An 18,783-nucleotide genomic window follows, 5' to 3' on the forward strand; every position below is an offset into this window, starting at 1 on the left:
GGGCGGGTGGGTACCGGGCGCCCGTCCGAGCGGGCGCGTCTACGCTGGGAGCGCGATGGCCACCCGTGACAGCCGACGACGTGTGCCCGTGCCGCCGCCCGCCGTGCTCACGGGGCTGCGTCGCGGGGTCGTCCTGATGCTCCTGACCGCCGTCGCCTTCCTCGGCGGCGTGGCCACCACCCAGCTGTGGCCCGTGACCACCGAGACCGACTACTTCACCGCCGACGTCTCGGTGACGCCGCGCCTGGACTCCACCGTCGAGCTCCCGACGGTCGTCGGCGACGTCATCATCACCTTCGAGGGGCGGCTGCCCGCACCGGGCCTCACCGCCCAGGTCGGGGTCCGCGAGGAGGTCACCGACCTGCTCCGCAGCGGCCGCCTCGACGCCGCCGCGCTGCAGCCCGACCAGCAGGAGCTGCGCGCGGCGATCGACCACGGGGTCCGGGAGGTCGGGTGGAAGTTCGCCACCGGCGCCCTGGTCACCTCGGTCCTCGTCCTCCTCACGTATGCCGTGGCGCGCCCGCACCACCTGCTCCGCGTCGTCGGGGCGGCCACCACCGCGACCGCGGTCGCCCTCGCCGGGCCGGGCGCCGCGGCCTACTTCACCTACCGCGTCGACAACGTCGCGGAGTACCGCGCGACGTCGCTGCTGTCGCTGGTGCAGACCAACACCCGGCTGCTCGACAACCTGGCCAGCAACGCGTCGCACGGGGCGGTCTACGTCACCAACCTGCTGGCGCTCTCCGACGCGCTGCGCGAGGAGTTCACCCCCGGCACGGTCGACGTGCCCGTCGCCGCCCGTTTCCTGCTCGTCAGCGACCTGCACGGGATGAACCAGTTCCCGCTCATGCGGCAGATCGTCGCCAGCGAGCGCATCGACGCCGTCATCGACTCCGGCGACCTGCTCAACTTCGGCCAGCCGCGCGAGGGCGATCTCACCGGCATGTACGCCGGGATCGAGAGCCTCGGGGTGCCCTACATCTTCGTGCGCGGCAACCACGACGCCGTCTCCGCGACCGACGAGGCGGTGCTGCGCCGCCTCGCCCAGATCCCCAACGTGCTGCTCCTCGAGCCGACGGACGGCGAGCTGGTGCGGGTGGACGTCAACGGGGTCTCGATCAGCGGCTTCAACGACGCCCGCTTCTACAACCAGCGCGACGCCGACTTCGCGGGCGAGCAGGCCGCGCTGGCCGAGCGCTTCCGCGAGCTCACCGAGGGCAACGAGCCGACCGACCTCGTCGTCGCGCACCAGCCCTACGCCGCCGAGCGGGTCGAGGCCGCCGGGGCGACGGTCAACGGTCACATGCACGCCCCCGACGTGTCGCGCGGCCACATCCAGGTGGGGTCCTTCACCGGAGGCGGCCTGGTCAACCAGTTCCGCCTGCCGCCCCTCACCGAGGAGGCGCAGCAGGCCGCCGAGGAGGACCCGGACACCGCCGGTGAGCTCCAGGGCCATCCCTACAGCTTCGACGTGCTGAGCTTCGGCGAGGACTGCTCGATCGTCAGCCTCGTCCGCTACAGCTATCGCAACCTCGTCTCGGGGCGGCCGCAGTACGACGACGTCCGTCTCGTCAACGGGCGCACCATCCAGCCCGACCCGCCGCAGGAGCGCACCTGCGGCCCCTCGCTCGGGGTGCTGACCTCGTCGCTGCGCCCGGTCGTGACGACGGACGAGGCGGTCCGCACCGACGACGCCACCCAGACCGTGACGATCCCGACCCCGGCCGGGGACGCCCCGACGCTGACCCGCGACGACGCGGCGACCACCTCGTCCGCACCCTGACGCGGGCGGCGGCGCGGGACGCCTGCTGTTGAGACCGCGGCAGGAGTCTCAGCCCGAGACGAGCCCCCGGTCACGCTCCTGCGCGACGAGCCGCTCGAAGTAGTCCGCCGGCTGCACGCCCTGGACCACCCTCGTGTTGACGATGAAGGTCGGCGTCGAGGACAGCCCGAGCGACCGCGCCTCGGCGGTGTCGGCGTCGACGGCGGCGGCCAGCTCCGGATCGTCCAGCGCGGCCTCGAAGGCGGCCAGGTCCGGGACCCCCACCTGCTCCGCGAGGTCCAGCAGCACCTGCCGGTCCACCTCGCCGTGCCCCTCCCGCGAGAGCCCGAAGACGGCCTCCTGGTAGGGCGCGAGCCGGTCCTGCGCCGCGGCCGCACGCGTCGCGACGGCGGCCTGCCGGGAGGGCTCGTCGAAGAGCACCAGGTCGCGGTACTCGATGCGCAGCACGCCCTCGTCGACGAGCTCCTGCAGGCCGGGGCGGACCTCCAGGGCGAAGCGCGCGCAGTAGGGGCAGCGGTAGTCGAGGTACTCGATCATCACGACCGGGGCGTCGACGCGGCCGACCGCCATGGTGTCCGCGGGGTCGCGCCGCTGCAGCTCCAGCAGCAGGGCGGCGACCTCGGGGGACGGCTCCTGCGCCTCGGGCTGCGCCGGCTGCTGCGGCTCGACCTGCTGCTCCTGCACGGGGACGCTCGGGGCAGCGGGCGCGGCCTGCTGCCCGGAGCGGTCCTGACCGAGCGCCAGCCACGCGATGAGCGCGACCACGAGCGCCACGACGATGACCGCGACCGCCCAGGCGATCGAGGCGACGCGGCTGTCGTCGGCCGGCGGGGGCGGGGTGGGCGCGGGCTGCTCGATCACGGCGCCCAGGGTCCCACACGGCCGATCCGCCCCGGCGGTCAGGCCGGCGTCCCCGCCGCCCCCACGGTCCAGCGGTGGCGGACCTCGTAGCGCGGCGTGCCCCGCGGTCCCTGCCCCAGGTGGGACGCCACGAGGGCGAGATCGTCCACCCGCCAGGACGGGGTGTGCAGCGTGTCGAGCGCCTGGAGCAGGTGCCCCGCCGGGTGCGGCCGGCCGACGGCCCGGGCGAGCGTGACGTGCGGCGTGAAGCGGGTGCCGTCGACCCGCACACCCGCGTGGCTGGCCACGGCGCGCAGCCCCGCGGCCCACGTCGCCAGGGTCCCCGGCTCCCCCTCGTCGACGCCGGCCCAGAGGACCCGGGCCGAGCCCGGCGACGGGAAGGCGCCCGCTCCGGCCAGGCGCAGGTCGAGGGGGCGGTGGCGCGCGGCATACCGCTGGCCTTCCTCGACGAGCTCCTCCTCGCGCCACTCCTCCAGGTCGGGCAGGAAGGCCAGCGTCAGGTGCAGGTGCTCGCGGCGGGTCCAGCGCCACTCGCGCCGGGACGCGACGCCCTCGCGACGCGGCTCGAGGAAGTCCTCGACGGCCGTGACGACGTCCTCGGGCAGCTCGACGGCGACGAAGGCTCGCATGCCCCCATGCTCCCCGAGCACCACGGCGTAGGACGTGTGAGCAGCATCACACCCGCGCCGCGAACCGTCCCGGCCGCCCGACGCGACAACCCCTCGGGCCGGGTCCGCAGGGGACCCGCCGCACACGAGGAGGAAACGGATGGTCAGTCTCAAGGGCGGCGTCGTGGCGACGCTGGTGGCGCTCACCGTGGTCCCCGCCGCGGCGGCCGCGGCGAGCACCGTGGTCGACCACGGTCGCGGTCCGACGGTCGTGCACGACACGGCCTACGCGTCCGCCAGGACGCAGGTGCACGCGTGGTCCCGGGACGGATACACGCAGGTGCGCCTCATGGTCAGCGGGCTGCCCGCCCACCGCACCTTCGGCGCCCACGTGCACACGGGCCGGTGCGGCACCGACCCGCTCGCCTCGGGCGGGCACTACCAGCACGGCACCGACGCCGCCACGCCGCTCGGCGAGCGCGAGATCTGGCTCGACGTGACCACGGACGCCAAGGGCAAGGGCATCACGACCACCGTCGTGCCGTGGACCGTCCACGCGGGCGCCGCCGGCTCGGTGGTGCTCCACGCCGACCCGACGAACCCCGTGACCGGCGCGGCAGGGGCGCGCCTGGTCTGCACCACCGTCGACCTCGGCGGCGGGGCGAAGGGCGGCCACGCCGGGCACTGACGCCCTGCCCGGGACGTGCCCGCCCCGGGCAGGGGCCGGGGCGGGCGCGTCCCCCGCGCACGCGACCCGACGTCGGCGCAGGAGTCGACGGACGCGACATACTCCCGGCATGAGGATCGTCGTCGCGCTCGGGGGCAACGCCCTCCTGCAGCGCGGTCAGGTGCCGGACGCCGACGCGCAGGTGGTCAACATCCGGCGCGCCATGCACGCGCTGGCGCCGCTGACCGACGACCACGAGGTCGTGATCACCCACGGCAACGGCCCGCAGGTGGGCATCCTGGCGATGGAGAGCGCGGCCGACGCCCGGCTCAGCGAGCCCTACCCCTTCGACGCGCTGGGGGCGATGACCCAGGGGCTCATCGGCTACTGGATCCTGCAGGCGCTCGGCAACGAGCGGCCCTATCGCCAGCTCGCGGCCGTGCTCAACCAGACCCTCGTCGACGCCGACGACCCGGCCTTCGCCGAGCCGACGAAGTTCGTCGGCGAGGTCTACGACGAGGCGACCGCGCGCGAGCTGGCGCAGCGCCACGGCTGGCAGGTGCGCCGGGACGGCGACCACTGGCGGCGCGTGGTCCCCTCCCCGCGGCCGCGGGAGATCATCGAGACCAGGCTCATCGACCAGCTGCTCGACGACTCGGTCATCGTCGTCTGCGCCGGCGGCGGCGGGGTGCCGGTCGTGCGGACCCCGACCGGCGACCTCCAGGGCGTCGAGGCGGTCATCGACAAGGACCTCTCGGCGGCGCTGCTGGCCCACCGGCTCCGCGCCGACCGGCTGCTCGTGCTCACCGACGTGCCGGCCGTGATGGAGGACTTCGGCACCGACCGGGCGCGGCCGATCCGGCGCACGACGCCCGGGGCGCTGCGCGCGCTCGACCTGCCCGCCGGGTCGATGGGGCCCAAGGTCGAGGCGGTCTGCCGGTTCGTCGAGGTCGGCGGGCACCAGCAGCGCGTCGCCGCCGCGATCGGCAACCTCGAGGAGGCCGTGGCGCTCGTCGACGGCGAGGCCGGCACCTGGGTCACCGCCGAGGGCGCCTGAGCGAGGACCCGAGCGACCCTGCCGGACCGCCTGCGGGCGGATCCCCTCAGCGCAGGCCCGACAGCCCCTCGAGCAGCCAGCCGGCACCGATGACGGGGTCCCACCGGTGGATGCCGACCTGCTGGACCAGTCCGAGCTGCTGGAAGGGGTCCTCGCGGAGCAGCTCGAGCACGGCCTCCTCGGAGTCGCCGGAGAGCAGGAGGAGGGCCGCGGCGGGGCCGTCGGCCTGCCGCGCCATGGGCCCGGAGACGAGGACGACGCCGTCCTCGGCCAGGCCGGACAGGAACGCCCGGTGGGCCGGGCGGTGCTCGTCGAGGGCGTCGGTGTCCTCGGAGTAGGTGTACTGGACGGCGTAGATGGCCATGGGCTTAACGTAGCCGGGCCCGCGGGCGCTAGGTTGGGACAAGCCCCCCGCGCCCGAGGAGCCCCCACAGATGAGCACGACGCGAGACCCCCTGAGCGTCCGCCCGGTCCGCCGCACGGACGACCTTCCCGCCTGGGACGTCGTCCTGCAGGCGCTCGGCGGCGTCCGGCTCTCCGGGGACGACGGGGAGGCGGTCTACCAGCTCGGCGCCGGACGCCTCGCGCTGCGCCCCGCCGACGACGCCCACCCCGCCGGCAGCACCGAGCTCTGCCTGGAGACGAGCGTGCCGCTGGCCGAGGCGGTCGAGGCCGCCCGCGCCGAGGGCGTGCCGATCGAGCTCCTCGAGGGCGAGGGCGGCCCGCTGGCCGTCATCACCGCGGACGACGGCGTGCAGCTGACCCTCGAGCCCCTCACTCCCAACCCCGAGGAGCTGGCGGCCTCCGAGCCCTCCCTCGCGGTCCTGCCCGTCTGGCGCACCCCCGCCGGCCGGGTGGCGCTCGACGTCCTCGACGGGCTCGGGCTGCGGCGCCGCGTGACCCTCGAGGACGGCACCTGGGCCGACCTCACCGCCCGCACCGGCGGCCTCCACGGCGTGCAGCCGATGAGCGAGGTCGGCACCGAGCTGGCCTTCGAGCTGACCGGCCGCGTCGAGTCCCTGCTCGAGCCCCTGGCCTCGGCCGGCGTGCCGGCGGAGGTCGTGGAGGAGGAGACCTGCCGGGTGCTGCGCGTGCCCGACCCCGACGGCGGGGAGCCGCTGCGCGTGGTCGAGCGGGAGCCCGACCTCTACAGCTACGCGCTGTCCGAGATGTGAATCTCACCCCGACCCCCTGACCTGCGACGACGGGGGTCCGGGCCGGGCACGGCTCGCGCGAGGAGTCCCCGCTCCGCGCAGATCCGTGCTAGCGTCGTCGACAGCTGCCGTTGCTTTGTCCGACGCGGTTCCTTGCGTCAGGTACGTCCGAAGCACGGATCCATACGACATCTCTTCGGTAGTACCGGGGATGCCGCGCACTGCGGGATCCCGACAGCAATCCAGAAAGTAAGGCAGCACCAGTGGCTACAGGCACCGTGAAGTGGTTCAACTCCGAGAAGGGCTTCGGCTTCATCGAGCAGGATGGCGGAGGCGCTGACGTCTTCGTCCACTACTCGGCGATCGACAGCTCCGGTTACCGTGAGCTCCAGGAGGGCCAGAAGGTGGAGTTCGACGTCACCCAGGGCCCCAAGGGTCCGCAGGCTGACAAGGTCCGCGCTCTCTGAGTCGTCCTTCGACAGACTTCCAGAAGGCCCGCGCCGCACGGCGCGGGCCTTCTGCGTGTCCGCACGCAGTTCTACCAGGGGTATGACGTCGCGCCGGGTCGCCGGTGACCGCCGGCCCGACTCCCCCGCTGGGCGTCAGCGCTGGTCGAGCGCCTGCGCCAGGTCCTCCCACAGGTCCTCGGGATCCTCGACCCCGACCGAGAGCCGCAGCAGGTTCTCCGGCACCGTGTCGACCTCGAGCGGGTGCCGGCGCCGACGCTCGATCTGCGACTCGACGCCTCCCAGGCTCGTGGAGTGCGACCACACGCGCACCGCCGAGCAGACCGCCTCGGCCTCGTCCGCGCCGCCGGCGACCTCGATGGAGACCATCGCCCCGAAGCCGGGATAGCGGACCCGCTCGACCGCAGGGTGGCCCTCGAGCCGGTCGACGAGCAGCTCGGCCGTCGCGCTCGCCCGCTCCAGACGCACGTGCAGGGTGCGCACGCCGCGCAGCACCAGCCACGCCTCCATGGGACCGGGGATGGCGCCGTGCAGCGTCCGGTAGGTGCGCACCCGCTCCAGCAGGTCGGGCCGGTCGGGCGAGACGACGACGGCGCCGAGGAGGGTGTCGGAGTGCCCGGCGAGATACTTCGTGGCCGAGTGCACGACCAGGTCGGCGCCCCAGCGCAGCGGCTGCTGGGCGACCGGGGTGGCGAAGGTGTTGTCGCAGGCGACGACCGGCCGCCGCTCCCCCAGGCGTTCGCGCAGGCGGCGCACCACCCCCACGACGTCGGTGAGCTCCATCATCGGGTTGCTCGGGGACTCCAGCAGCAGCAGGTCGGCGCCCTCGCAGGCGCGCACGATGCCCTCGGTGTCCTCCGCCTCGACGGTGCGGACGGTCAGCGCCCCCGCGGCGGCGCGCTCGGCGAGCAGCCCGGTGGTGCCGTTGTAGACGTGCCGCGGCCGCACCACGACGCCACCGACCGGCACCTGGCCGACGACGGCCGCGACCGCCGCCATGCCGGAGGCGAAGGTCAGCGCGGTGCCCGACTCCAGCGAGCCGAGCACCTCCTCCAGGGCCTCCCAGGTCGGGTTGGACACCCGCGCGTAGTTGACCTCGCCGTCGGCGACGTAGGTCGAGGTCAGGTGCACCGGGGGGTTGACGGGCGCGCCGGGGACCGGCTGCGGCCGGCCGAGCGCGACGGCGCGGGTCGCCGGCCGGAGGCCGTCGTCGCCGTGTCGGAGGGGAGACGCCATGCGCCTACGCTGCCATACTCGACGGACGGACCGTCCGACCTCCTGCGAAGGGCTCAGTCATGAGCGACAGCGCGTTCCAGCTCACCGCCATCGTCATCTACCTGCTCGGGATGCTGGCCATCGGCTACGCCGCCTTCCGACGCACCTCCGACCTCGACGACTACATGCTGGCGGGCCGCGGCCTGCCGCCGGGCGTCGCCGCCCTCTCGGCCGGCGCCTCCGACATGTCCGGCTGGCTGCTCATGGGCCTGCCCGGCGCGATCTACGTCTCGGGCCTCTTCGAGTCCTGGATCGCCATCGGCCTCGTCATCGGCGCCTGGCTCAACTGGAAGTTCGTCGCGCCCCGGCTGCGCGCCTACTCCGAGGTGGCGTCCAACGCCATCACGATCCCGAGCTACTTCGAGAAGCGCCTGCGCGACCGCTCGCACGTCCTGCGCATCGCCGCCGGCGTCATCGTGCTCGTGTTCTTCACCTTCTACGTCTCCTCCGGCATGGTCGCCGCGGGCAAGTTCTTCGACTCCTCCTTCGGCTGGCCCTACATGACGGGGCTGCTCGTGGTCTCCGGCGTGACGCTGCTCTACACGATGTTCGGCGGCTTCCTCGGCGCGAGCTGGACCGACGTCGTCCAGGGCCTGCTCATGTTCGCCGCCCTGATCACGGTGCCGATCGTGGCGCTCTTCGTGGTGGGCGGTCCGGGCGAGGCCGTCGACTCGATGCGCGCGGTCAACCCCGACGCGCTCAACCTCTTCGCCGGAGCGGGCGACACCAACGCCCTCCTCTTCGGCCTCGGCATCTTCTCCACCGCCGCCTGGGGGCTGGGCTACTTCGGCCAGCCGCACATCATCGTGCGCTTCATGGCGCTGCGCAGCGCCGCGGACGCGAAGGCCGGCCGACGCATCGGCATCAGCTGGATGATCCTCACCTGCCTCGGCGCCATCAGCACCGCGCTGCTCGGCATCGGCTACTTCGCCAACGACCCGGCGCGTGACCTGGGCGACCCGGAGACGGTCTTCCTCGTCCTCAGCCAGATCTTCTTCCACCCGCTGGTCGCCGGCTTCGTGCTGGCGGCGGTGCTCGCGGCGATCATGTCGACGATGTCGTCCCAGCTCGTGGTCTGCTCCTCCGCGCTCGTCGAGGACCTCTACAACCTGCTCGGCCGTCGGTCGGCGCCGCGCACCGAGGTCATGCTGGGCCGCCTCGGCGTGCTCGTCGTGGCCCTCATCGCCTTCCTCCTGGCGCTCAACCCCGACTCCTCGATCCTGGAGCTCGTGGCCTTCGCGTGGGCCGGCTTCGGCGGCGCGTTCGGCCCGATCGTGCTGCTCTCGCTCTACTGGCGACGGCTCACGGCCAAGGGCGCGATCGCCGGCATGGTCACCGGTGCGGTCGTGGTCTTCGTCTGGGGCAACGTCGACGCCCTGAGCAGTCGCATGTACGAGATCGTCCCCGGCTTCCTCCTCAACCTGCTCGTCGCCGTCGTGGTCTCCAAGATGACCGCGCAGGACGACCCGGAGATCCAGGCGGAGTTCGACGCCATGGAGCGTCAGGTGCGCACCGACAAGGTGCTGGAGGAGCAGGAGGCCTGAGCCTCGCGGGTATGCCGTGCACCCGCCGGGTGCACGGCATACCCCTCAGGCGTCGGCGGCGGCCTGCCGCTCGCGGTAGGCGGCGGCGGCGATCCGGTTGCCGCAGGTCGTGCTGCAGAAGCGGCGCGACCGGTTGCGGGTGAGGTCGACGAGGACGTCGTCGCAGTCGTCGGCGCCGCAGGTGCCGAGGCGGCCGAGCTCGCCCGCGCGGACGAGGTCGACCATGGCCATCGCGAACTCCACGGTCATGCGGGTCGCCAGCGGGGCGTCGTCGGAGGTGGCGTGCAGGTGCCAGTCCCAGTCGTCGTGGCGGACCAGGCGGGGCAGCGCGTGGCTGTCGGCGAGCATCCGGTTGACCAGGTCGACCACGCCCTCCTCCTCGAGCTCCCACATCTGCCGGAAGACCGGGCGCAGCGCGCGCACCTCCGCCAGCTCGACGTCGTCGTGCCGGATCGTGCCGCTCCAGCCCCAGCGGGCCACGAAGTCGTCGAGCTGGTCCTGGGTGACGAGGGTGTCCCCGTCGCTGGAGAGGGTGTTGACCAGGTCGGCGGCGCCCTGCAGGGCGAGTTCGGTGTCATGGGCAAAATGCATGTTGACTCCTGACGCTCCTCTCTCATATCGTCATGGGTGTCAACGGCTGACACCCATGATCCTATGTCGGGCCGTGACCGGCCCGCTCGTCCGAGAGGAGGCCGCCGCCATGACTGCGACCTCGGCCCGTCGTGCACCTTCCACCCCCACCCCCGTGGCCCGACGACAGCGCTCGCCGCGCGCGGTGATGGTCATCGGCCTCCTGCTGGCGCTCATCTCGGCGTTCACCTTCGGCAGCTCAGGGGCCGTGGCCAAGAGCGTCTTCGCCACCGGCTGGTCGCCGGCCGCGACCGTGACGACCCGCATGGCGCTGGGCGCGCTCATCCTGTCGGTGCCCGCCGCGCTGGCGATGCGCGGCCGCTGGCACCTGCTGCGACGGGGGCGCACCTGGCTGCACGTGGGGCTGTTCGGCGTCTTCGCCGTCGCGGGCGCCCAGCTCTTCTACTTCCTCGCGGTCAGCCACCTCTCGGTCGGCGTCGCGCTGATGCTGGAGTACCTCGGTCCGATCCTGGTCGTCGGCTGGCTCTGGCTGGTCCACGGGCAGCGTCCGCGCCGCCTGACCCTTATCGGCGGCGTCATCGCGATGGCCGGGCTGCTGCTCATCCTCGACGTCCTCGGCGACGTGCAGGTGAGCACGATCGGCGTGATCTTCGGCATGTGCGCCGCGGTCGGTCTGGCGGTCTTCTTCATCCTCGCCGCCGACGAGAGCAACGGCCTGCCGCCCATCACCTTCTCGGCGCTGGGCATGGCCGTCGGCACCGTCGTCGTGAGCCTCGCCGGCGTGGTCGGCATCGTGCCCTTCCACGCCAGCACCGCCGACACCTCCGTCGCCGGCATCGCGGTGGCCTGGTGGGTGCCGGTGCTGTGGCTCGGTGCCGTCGCGGCCGCCTTCGCCTACGCCACCGGCATCATGGCCACCCGCATGCTGCAGGCCAAGGTCGCCTCCTTCGTCGGCCTCGTCGAGGTGCTCTTCGCCGTCCTCTGGGCCTGGGCCCTGCTCGGCGAGATGCCGGCCCCGGTCCAGCTGCTCGGCGGCCTGCTCATCCTCGCCGGCGTCGTGGCGGTCAAGCTCGACGAGCCGTCGCCGGCTCCCGTGGTCGAGCTCGAGGCCACCGAGGCGCCCGCCGGCGAGGTGGCCGTGGCCACCGCTTCGGCGGACGCCACGCCCGAGCCGGCCTGACCCTCAGCGGCCGCTCGCCCGCCGCACGAAGTCGGTGATCCCCTCCGCCTCGTCGCGCCGGGTGGCGGCCCCGAGGTAGGGCATGTGCCCGGTCTCGAAGTAGACGTGCTCGAGGCGGTCGCGCGCCTGCTCGGTCAGCCGCAGGTGCGCGACCGTGTCCTCGGCCGCGGCGTAGGGCGTGGCCAGGTCGTAGTAGCCGTACTCGATCCGCACCCGCAGGTGGGGGTTGGCGCGCATCACGCGCTCCAGCTTGTCGGTCACGCTCACCGGACGGCCCTCGAACTCCTTGTAGGACCACTGCCCCAGGGCGTCGGAGAAGACGGCGTAGGGCAGGTCGAGCTCGGACCGCAGCTCGCTGCGCAGGTAGTGGTGGATCGCGGCGGCGTAGGGGCCGAGCAGCGCGTCGATCGAGGGGTCGGCGTCCATCCCCTCGGCGATGCCGGAGTGCAGCACGCCCGTGACGCGACCGTCGATGCGCCCGACCGTCAGCCCCTGGTCGCGCAGCAGCTCGGTGCAGAAGCGCCAGTGCTCGGGCCGCAGGTCGCACCGGTCGAGGTAGTCCTCCGACAGCCCCGTCACCGACGAGAGCCGGGCCAGCAGGTCGGCACGCTCCTCCTCGGTCAGGCGGCTGCCGCGCCCCAGCGCCCACCGGTAGGTGCCGCTGGCCAGCGTCTCGGCCTCGGCGAGCACCTCCTGCAGGGTCCGTCCCGGGTGCTTGCCGTGGAAGTGCGCGATCGCGGCGTAGGTCGGCAGGTAGCACTGGTAGGCGTCGTCGGCGCGCGCGGCGTGGAAGGTCTGGTTGCCGAAGTCGAGGACCGAGCTGATGAGGACGAGCCCGTTGAGCTGCATACCGAAGCGGGAGAGGAGGTGCTCGGCCACGCCCACGGCACGCGTGGTGCCGTAGGACTCGCCGCAGACGAACTTCGGGCTCATCCAGCGGTCCTCGCGGGTGCACCACAGCCGGATGAGCTCGGCGATCTGCTCGACGTCCTTGCCGAAGCCGAGGTAGTCCTTGGCCTTGCCGCCCTTGACCGCGCGGGAGTGCCCGGTCGACATGGGGTCGATGAAGACCAGGTCGGTGGCGCGCAGCGGCGTGTGCGGGTTGTCGAGCAGGCCGTAGGGCGGCGGCGTCGGGTCGCCGACCTCGCCGTCGTCGACGACGCGGGGGCCGAGCACGCCCAGGTGCAGCCACACCGAGCTCGAGCCCGGGCCGCCGTTGAAGACGAAGGTGATCGGGCGCTCGGTGCGGTCGGCGCCCTCCGGCAGGTCGAGGGTGTAGGCCGTGACGGCGAGCTCGGCGCGGGGCGTCCAGCCCTCGAAGACGTCGTCCTTGTACTCCTCCTCGCGCAGCACCACGCGCCCGGTCCGAGCGGTGTAGCTCAGCGGGCCCTCGTCGGTCTCCAGGGTGTGGAAGGTCTCGACCAGCAGGTCGCGGGGCTCGGGGGCGGCGGTCTCGGCGGGCGGGGTCGTCGTGTCGTCGCTCATCCCCCGACCCTATGCGGCGTGACCGACGGGCGTGGGCGGCCTACCGTCGAGGGGTATGGAGTGGTTCGTCGCCGAGGACGGATGGCTCGGGCGGGCGGTCCTCGCGCACGCCCTGGCCGGGGGAACGGCCCGGCTCCCGCTGCCGCTCGCCATGACGGTCTGGGCGGCGATGTGGGCGCTCTACCTCTCGATCGTCAACGTCGGCCAGGTCTGGTACTCCTTCGGCTGGGAGTCGTTGCTGTGCGAGGTGGGCTTCCTGGCGATCTTCCTCGGCACCGCGCACACCGCCCCGCCGCTGCTCGTCCTGCTCCTGCTGCGGTGGCTGCTCCTCCGGCTCGAGCTCGGGGCCGGGCTGATCAAGATGCGCGGCGACCCGTGCTGGCGCGACCTGACCTGCCTGCACCACCACCACGAGACCCAGCCGATGCCCGGGCCGCTGTCGTGGTTCTTCCACCACCTGCCCGGCCCGCTGCACAAGGTCGAGGTGGCCGCCAACCACGTCACCCAGCTCGTCGTGCCCTTCGGGCTCCTCCTGCCCCGGCCGGTGTCGGGCGTCTGCGCCGGCATCATGCTCGTCACCCAGCTGTGGCTGGTCGCCAGCGGCAACTTCACCTGGCTCAACTGGCTCGCGGTCGTGCTCGCCGCCTCGGTGCTGCCCGACGCCTTCTGGACCTGGCTGCTCCCCGGCCCCGTGCAGGACTGGCTGGTGCCCACCACGGCCGGCGGCACGCCATACCCCTGGGTCGGGGCGGTGCTCGTCGTGACCGCGCTGGTCCTGGTGCTGAGCCGGCATCCCGTGCTCAACATGGTCTCGCCGCGGCAGGCGATGAACGCCTCCTTCGACCCGCTGCGGCTGGTGAACACCTACGGCGCCTTCGGCACCGTGACGAAGATCCGCCACGAGGTCGTGCTCGAGGGACGGGGCACGGACGGCGTGTGGCTCGAGTACGGCTTCCGCGGCGAGCCCGGCGATCCGGCGCGCTGGCCGCGGCAGGTCGCGCCCTCCCACCTGCGGCTCGACTGGCTGATGTGGGTCGCCTCGCTGTCGCGGCGCTACGCCTGGCCGTGGCTGCCCCGGCTGCTGCGGCGGCTGCTCGAGGCCGACCCGGCGACGCTGCGGCTGCTGGCGCACGACCCCTTCTCGGGCGAGCGGCCGGAGGAGGTGCGGGCCCTGCTCTACCGCTACCGGTTCACGACCTGGGCCGAGCTGCGCGCGACACGCCACGCGTGGCACCGCGAGCTCGTCGGCACCTTCGCCGCGCCGGTGACGCTCGCGACGGCCGAGCCGGACTGGTGGTGAGCGCTGTGCTCGAATGGAGGGATGACGAACCCGTTCCTCACCCCCTCGACCCTGCCCTTCGCGCTCCCCGACTACGCCCACGCCACCGACGCCCACGCCCGCGAGGCGCTGGAGATCGGGATGGAGCAGCACCTGGCCGAGCTGCGGCAGATCGCCGAGGACGGCTCGCCCGCGACGGTCGAGAACGTGCTGCACGCCTGGGAGCGCAGCGGGCAGGTGCTGGAGCGGACGCTGTCGGCCTTCTGGGTGGCCCGGTCGGCGGACACCAACCCCGAGCGCGACGCGATCATGGCCGAGCTCTCGCCCCGGCTGGCCGCGCACTCCGACGCGATCCTGCTCGACCCGGCGCTCTACGGCCGACTGCGGGCGCTCGCCGAGCGCGCCGAGGCCGGTGAGGTCGAGCTCGACGAGCAGGACGCCTTCAACCTCTCCGAACGCCTGCGCGCCTACGAGCGTGGCGGCATCACGCTGCCGGCGGAGCAGCAGGAGCGGCTCCGCGAGCTGAACGGCGAGCTGGCCCGCCTCTCCAACGAGTTCGACACCGCCCTGGTCGCCGGGCGCAACGCCGCGGCCGTCCACGTGACCGACGAGGCCGAGCTGGCCGGGCTGGCCGAGGACGACGTGGCCCGGCTGCGCGAGGCGGCGCAGGACCGGGGCCTCGACGGCTGGCTGGTGCCGATCGTCAACACGTCCGGACAGCCGCTCCTCGACAACATGCAGCACCGCGGGCTCCGGGAGCGCATCTACCGCGCGTCGGTCGGCCGGGGTCTGTCCGGCGAGCACGACACCCGCGACATCCTCGTGCGGATCGCCCGGCTGCGCGCCGAGCGGGCCCAGTTGCTCGGCTACCCCCACCACGCGGCCTACGTGCACGAGGTGTCCTGCGCCCGGGGCACCGACGCCGTCAACGACCTGCTGGGCCGCCTGGTGCCCGGCGTGATGCAGATCCTCGACCGCGAGGCCGAGGCGCTGCGGGCCCGCCTGCGGAGCACCGACCCCGACGCCGACCTCGAGCCCTGGGACTGGCAGTTCCTCGCGACGCAGGAGAACGCCGCCACCGCCTTCGACACCGCCCAGCTCAAGCCCTACCTGGAGTTCGAGCGGGTGCTGCACGACGGCGTCTTCGCCGCCGCGACCGCGCTCTACGGCCTCACCTTCGTCGAGCGCCCCGAGCTCGTCGGCTACACCTCCGAGGCCCGGGTCTACGAGGTCCGCGAGGAGGACGGCTCGGCGCTGGGCGCCCTGGTCATCGACCCGTTCACCCGCCCGACCAAGAAGGGCGGCGCCTGGATGACCTCGATCGTCGACCAGAGCGAGCTGCTCGGCGACCTGCCCGTGGTGACCAACACCTGCAACGTCCCGCCGCCCGCGCAGGGCTCCCCCGCGCTCATGACCTGGGACAACGTCATCACGCTCTTCCACGAGTTCGGCCACGACCTGCACGGCCTGCTCTCCGACGTGCGCTACCCCTCGCGGGCCGGCACCTCGGTGCCGCGCGACTTCGTCGAGTTCCCCAGCCAGGTCAACGAGATCTGGGCCTGGGAGCCGGCGCTGCTCAAGCAGTACGCCCGCCACCACGAGACCGGCGAGCCGATCCCGGACGAGTGGGTCGAGCAGCTCGTCGCGAGCCGCACCGAGAGCGGCTACTCGACCTTCGAGTCGCTCGCGGCGATGCTGCTCGACCAGGCCTGGCACCAGACCCCGCTCGAGGAGCTGCCCGAGGACGGCTCCGGCGTCGAGGCCTTCGAGGCCGCCGCGCTCGAGCGCGCCGGGGTGGCCACGCCGCTCGTCCCGCCGCGCTACCGCTCGGCCTACTTCCACCACATCTTCGGCGGCGGCTACGCCGCGGGCTACTACTCCTACCTGTGGTCCGAGGTCATGGACGCCGACACCGTCGCGTGGTTCCGCGAGCAGGCGACCGAGGAGCAGCCCGGGGGCATGACGCGGGCCGCCGGCGAGCACTTCCGCCGCGAGCTGCTGGGCCGCGGCGGGTCGATCGAGGCCATGGAGTCCTACCGCCGGTTCCGCGGCGCCGAGCCCGACGTCACGCACCTGCTGGCGCGCCTCGGCCTGGCCTCCTGAGCAGCCCCCCACCCCCTCGACACTACGTTGTGTAGTAGGCGTATGTTGTGGCGCATGAACCGCACCGGCGCGTCGTCGTTCCGCGCACCCTCGAGCCCCTCGGAGATCCGCAACGTGGTCCTCGTCGGACCGCAGGGCACGGGGAAGAGCGCGTTGCTCGCCCAGCTCACCAGCGGCCAGCTGGGGCACGTCAAGGACGCCGAGGAGGCCTCGACCGCGCTCGGCGTCGCCAGCACGGTGCACGAGGGCACCGGCACGGTCGTCACGGTGGTGGACACCCCGGGGCGACCTGATTTTGTGGGCGACGTGCGGGCGGGTCTGCGCGCCGCCGACGCCGTGGTCTTCGTGGTCGCCGCGGGCAGCGGCATCGACGAGGCCACCCGGATGCTGTGGCGCGAGTGCGAGGGCGTCGGCGTCCCGCGACTGATCGCCGTCACCCAGCTCGAGCTGGCCCGGGCCGACTTCGACAGCGTCGTGGCGCAGTGCCGCCGGGTCTTCGGTGCCGCGGTGCCGCTGGCGGTCCCGGTCGTCGAGGGCCAGGAGCTCACCGGCATCGTCGAGCTGCTCGACGAGGTCCGGCACGAGGCCGACGGCACGACCCGGTCGCTGACCGACGACGAGCGCGCGGAGATCGAGACCCAACGCGGCGAGCTGGTCGAGGCCATCATCGAGACGTCCGAGGACGAGACGCTGCTCGACCGCTACCTCTCCGGCGAGGAACTCGACCGCGAGGCCCTGCGCACCGACCTGCGCGCGGCCATCAGCACGGCCCGCTTCTTCCCGATCGTCGTGGTCAACCCGCCGACGGGCATGGGCGTGACGCGGCTGCTCGACATCGTCGTCAACGCCTTCCCCTCGCCCGACCAGGCCTGGCTCCCGACGGTCACCGACCCCGCCGGCGAGGAGCTGCTGGAGATCTCGGCCGACCCGGCCGGGCCGCTCGTGTCGCAGGTGGTGCGCACGACCACCGACCCCTACGTGGGCCGCCTGTCCCTCGTGCGGATCTTCTCCGGCACCCTCAGCTCGGGCGACCACCTGCACGTCAGCGGCCACCTCGAGCGCGTCCTCGGCCGTGAGCTCCCGGGCCACCCCGGCCACGACGAGGACGACGAGCGCGTCGGCCAGATCATGACGCCGGTGCCCGGAGCGACGAGCACCGTGCCGCGCGACTCGGCGATCGCCGGCGAGCTGGTGCTCGTCACCAAGCTGGCCTCGGCCGAGACGGCCGACACGCTCTCCGACACCGACCGGCCCGCGCTCGCGGAGCCCTGGCTGCTGCCCGAGCCGCTGCTGCCGGTCGCGATCCGCGCCACCGCCAGCAAGGACGAGGACAAGCTCGCGGGCGCCCTGCAACGCCTGCTCAGCGAGGACGTCACGCTGCGGCTGGAGCACAACGCCGAGACCCACCAGGTCGTGCTGTGGACCCTCGGCCCCGCCCAGGTCGACGACGTGCTGGAGCAGCTGCGCAGCCGCTACAACGTCGCGGTCGAGACCGAGCCGGTGAAGACCTCGCTGCGCGAGACCTTCGTGCGCAAGGTCCAGGTCCAGGGCCGCCTGGTCAAGCAGTCCGGCGGGCACGGGCAGTACGCCGTCGTCCAGCTCGAGATCGAGCCGCTGGAGCGCGGCGCCGGCTTCGAGTTCGTCGACAAGGTCGTCGGCGGTGCGGTGCCGCGCCAGTTCATCCCCTCCGTCGAGAAGGGCGTGCGCAACCAGCTCGCCGAGGGCGTCCTCGCCGGCTACCCGTGCGTGGACGTGCGCGTGACCCTGCGCGACGGCAAGGCGCACTCGGTCGACTCCTCCGACATGGCCTTCCAGACCGCCGCCGGTATGGCGTTGCGCGAGGCCGCGAACGAGTCCACCGTCTCCCTGCTCGAGCCGGTCGACGCCGTCGAGATCACGGTCGCGGACGAGTACGTCGGCGCCGTCATGGCCGACCTGCGCGGGCGCCGGGCCCAGGTCTACGGCACCGAGCCGGTCGGCGACGGCCACACGGTGGTGCGGGCCGAGGTGCCGGAGCACGAGCTGGCGCGCTACCCGATCGACCTGCGCTCGATCTCGCACGGCTCCGGGACCTTCACCCGGTCGTTCGCGCGCTACGACTACCTGCCGGCCGCCCTGGCACGGGAGCTCACCGGCTGACGAGGAATCGCCGACGACGGGTCGGCGGCGACGGATCGTCGGCGGCGGCGCGGGCGGTCAGCCGGCGTCGCCGCCGATCCGTCTGGCCACCTCGAGCATCCGGCCCACCAGGCGGCCGAGGTCCTCCAGCTCGTCGAGCTCCAGGCCGTCGAGCAGGCGGGCGCGCGCCCGGCGGGGCGGGTCCTCCAGCGCGGCCAGCACGTCCTCGCCCTCCTGCGTCACGCGCAGCAGCTGGCGGCGGCGGTCGTCCGGGTCGGGACGACGCTCCAGCCAGCCGCGGGAGACGATCCGCTCGAGGATGCCGCTCACCGTCGGCGTGGTGACGTCGAGGACCCCGGCGAGGTCCTGGGCGGTGAGGTCGGGCGTGGCGCGCACGAGGGCGAGCACCTGCACCTGGCGCAGCGTGAGGTCGGCGGGCATGGGCACGGGATCGAGCCAGTGGACGACCAGCCGGTGGAGCTCCTCCTCCGCGCCGACGACGCACGCCGTCAGCTCCGCCCGTCGGCCGGCCTCGCCGGTGCCGCTCATCGGTGTCTCCTCTGGCTGTCAGGTCAGTTCGCCCGGGGCTAACTGTTGGTTCTAGGCTAGGC

17 protein-coding genes are annotated in these 18,783 nt (G+C 73.3%); 10 read left to right on the plus strand and 7 right to left on the minus strand.

The window, feature by feature from the left end:
* Positions 1 to 55: 55 nt before the first annotated feature.
* A complete protein-coding gene (locus FB476_RS15315) occupies positions 56 to 1,783 on the plus strand; it encodes a metallophosphoesterase family protein (RefSeq protein ID WP_141821006.1) in 1,728 nt (575 codons plus the stop codon).
* A 48-nt stretch (positions 1,784 to 1,831) separates the two neighbouring features.
* Here the strand turns inward: FB476_RS15315 and FB476_RS15320 are convergent, their stop codons facing one another.
* Complete coding sequence (locus FB476_RS15320; protein ID WP_141821008.1) at positions 1,832 to 2,644, minus strand: DsbA family protein; 813 nt, start codon at positions 2,642 to 2,644, stop codon at positions 1,832 to 1,834.
* Between the two features lie 38 nt (positions 2,645 to 2,682).
* Positions 2,683 to 3,273 (minus strand): RNA 2',3'-cyclic phosphodiesterase, encoded by a 591-nt coding sequence (gene thpR, locus FB476_RS15325; RefSeq protein WP_141821010.1) that lies wholly within the window; start codon positions 3,271 to 3,273, stop codon positions 2,683 to 2,685.
* A 139-nt stretch (positions 3,274 to 3,412) separates the two neighbouring features.
* Between thpR and FB476_RS15330 the strand changes: the two genes are divergently transcribed.
* Complete coding sequence (locus FB476_RS15330) at positions 3,413 to 3,940, plus strand: superoxide dismutase family protein (protein ID WP_141821012.1); 528 nt, start codon at positions 3,413 to 3,415, stop codon at positions 3,938 to 3,940.
* A gap of 109 nt (positions 3,941 to 4,049) precedes the next feature.
* The gene (locus FB476_RS15335) at positions 4,050 to 4,976 is read left to right on the plus strand and encodes a carbamate kinase (protein ID WP_141821014.1); all 927 of its coding nucleotides are present in this window, start codon (positions 4,050 to 4,052) and stop codon (positions 4,974 to 4,976) included.
* A gap of 46 nt (positions 4,977 to 5,022) precedes the next feature.
* Here the strand turns inward: FB476_RS15335 and FB476_RS15340 are convergent, their stop codons facing one another.
* Positions 5,023 to 5,340 carry a YciI family protein gene (locus tag FB476_RS15340; protein WP_141821016.1) on the minus strand — a complete coding sequence of 106 codons (318 nt, stop codon included), beginning with the start codon at positions 5,338 to 5,340 and terminating at the stop codon, positions 5,023 to 5,025.
* 70 nt (positions 5,341 to 5,410) lie between these two features.
* Here FB476_RS15340 and FB476_RS15345 point away from each other — a divergent pair, with 70 nt between their 5' ends.
* Together FB476_RS15345 and FB476_RS15350 are read left to right on the plus strand one after the other, a co-directional pair.
* A complete protein-coding gene (locus FB476_RS15345; RefSeq protein WP_141821018.1) occupies positions 5,411 to 6,151 on the plus strand; it encodes an ACT domain-containing protein in 741 nt (246 codons plus the stop codon).
* A 242-nt stretch (positions 6,152 to 6,393) separates the two neighbouring features.
* Positions 6,394 to 6,597 (plus strand): cold-shock protein, encoded by a 204-nt coding sequence (locus FB476_RS15350; protein ID WP_141821020.1) that lies wholly within the window; start codon positions 6,394 to 6,396, stop codon positions 6,595 to 6,597.
* A gap of 135 nt (positions 6,598 to 6,732) precedes the next feature.
* On the opposite strand, the gene FB476_RS15355 is transcribed toward FB476_RS15350, so the two are convergent.
* Positions 6,733 to 7,833: a trans-sulfuration enzyme family protein gene (locus tag FB476_RS15355; RefSeq protein ID WP_141821022.1), complete on the minus strand. Its 1,101-nt coding sequence runs from the start codon at positions 7,831 to 7,833 to the stop codon at positions 6,733 to 6,735.
* A gap of 59 nt (positions 7,834 to 7,892) precedes the next feature.
* On the opposite strand from FB476_RS15355, the gene putP reads away from it, so the two are divergent.
* Positions 7,893 to 9,416 carry a sodium/proline symporter PutP gene (putP, locus tag FB476_RS15360; protein ID WP_141821024.1) on the plus strand — a complete coding sequence of 508 codons (1,524 nt, stop codon included), beginning with the start codon at positions 7,893 to 7,895 and terminating at the stop codon, positions 9,414 to 9,416.
* A 45-nt stretch (positions 9,417 to 9,461) separates the two neighbouring features.
* On the opposite strand, the gene FB476_RS15365 is transcribed toward putP, so the two are convergent.
* Positions 9,462 to 10,007, minus strand: a complete 546-nt coding sequence (locus FB476_RS15365; RefSeq protein WP_141821026.1) for a CGNR zinc finger domain-containing protein — start codon at positions 10,005 to 10,007, stop codon at positions 9,462 to 9,464.
* Between the two features lie 109 nt (positions 10,008 to 10,116).
* Between FB476_RS15365 and FB476_RS15370 the strand changes: the two genes are divergently transcribed.
* Positions 10,117 to 11,187 (plus strand): EamA family transporter, encoded by a 1,071-nt coding sequence (locus FB476_RS15370; RefSeq protein ID WP_202877056.1) that lies wholly within the window; start codon positions 10,117 to 10,119, stop codon positions 11,185 to 11,187.
* Positions 11,188 to 11,190: 3 nt separating this feature from the next.
* Here the strand turns inward: FB476_RS15370 and FB476_RS15375 are convergent, their stop codons facing one another.
* Positions 11,191 to 12,672, minus strand: coding sequence for a S10 family peptidase (locus tag FB476_RS15375; RefSeq protein WP_141821028.1), 1,482 nt, complete (start codon positions 12,670 to 12,672; stop codon positions 11,191 to 11,193).
* A gap of 55 nt (positions 12,673 to 12,727) precedes the next feature.
* Here FB476_RS15375 and FB476_RS15380 point away from each other — a divergent pair, with 55 nt between their 5' ends.
* The 3 genes from FB476_RS15380 to FB476_RS15390 are packed head-to-tail and all read left to right on the plus strand — an operon-like array spanning position 12,728 to position 18,193.
* Positions 12,728 to 13,972, plus strand: coding sequence for a lipase maturation factor family protein (locus FB476_RS15380; RefSeq protein ID WP_141821030.1), 1,245 nt, complete (start codon positions 12,728 to 12,730; stop codon positions 13,970 to 13,972).
* 21 nt (positions 13,973 to 13,993) lie between these two features.
* Positions 13,994 to 16,054 (plus strand): M3 family metallopeptidase, encoded by a 2,061-nt coding sequence (locus tag FB476_RS15385; RefSeq protein WP_141821032.1) that lies wholly within the window; start codon positions 13,994 to 13,996, stop codon positions 16,052 to 16,054.
* A 54-nt stretch (positions 16,055 to 16,108) separates the two neighbouring features.
* Positions 16,109 to 18,193 carry an elongation factor G gene (locus tag FB476_RS15390; RefSeq protein ID WP_141821034.1) on the plus strand — a complete coding sequence of 695 codons (2,085 nt, stop codon included), beginning with the start codon at positions 16,109 to 16,111 and terminating at the stop codon, positions 18,191 to 18,193.
* 57 nt (positions 18,194 to 18,250) lie between these two features.
* Here the strand turns inward: FB476_RS15390 and FB476_RS15395 are convergent, their stop codons facing one another.
* Entirely contained in the window at positions 18,251 to 18,721 is a 471-nt protein-coding gene (locus FB476_RS15395; protein WP_141821036.1) for a MarR family winged helix-turn-helix transcriptional regulator, read from the minus strand.
* Positions 18,722 to 18,783 lie beyond the last annotated feature (62 nt).

Origin of the sequence: Ornithinimicrobium humiphilum (assembly GCF_006716885.1) — a bacterium.
GTDB classification, from domain to species: domain Bacteria; phylum Actinomycetota; class Actinomycetes; order Actinomycetales; family Dermatophilaceae; genus Ornithinicoccus; species Ornithinicoccus humiphilus.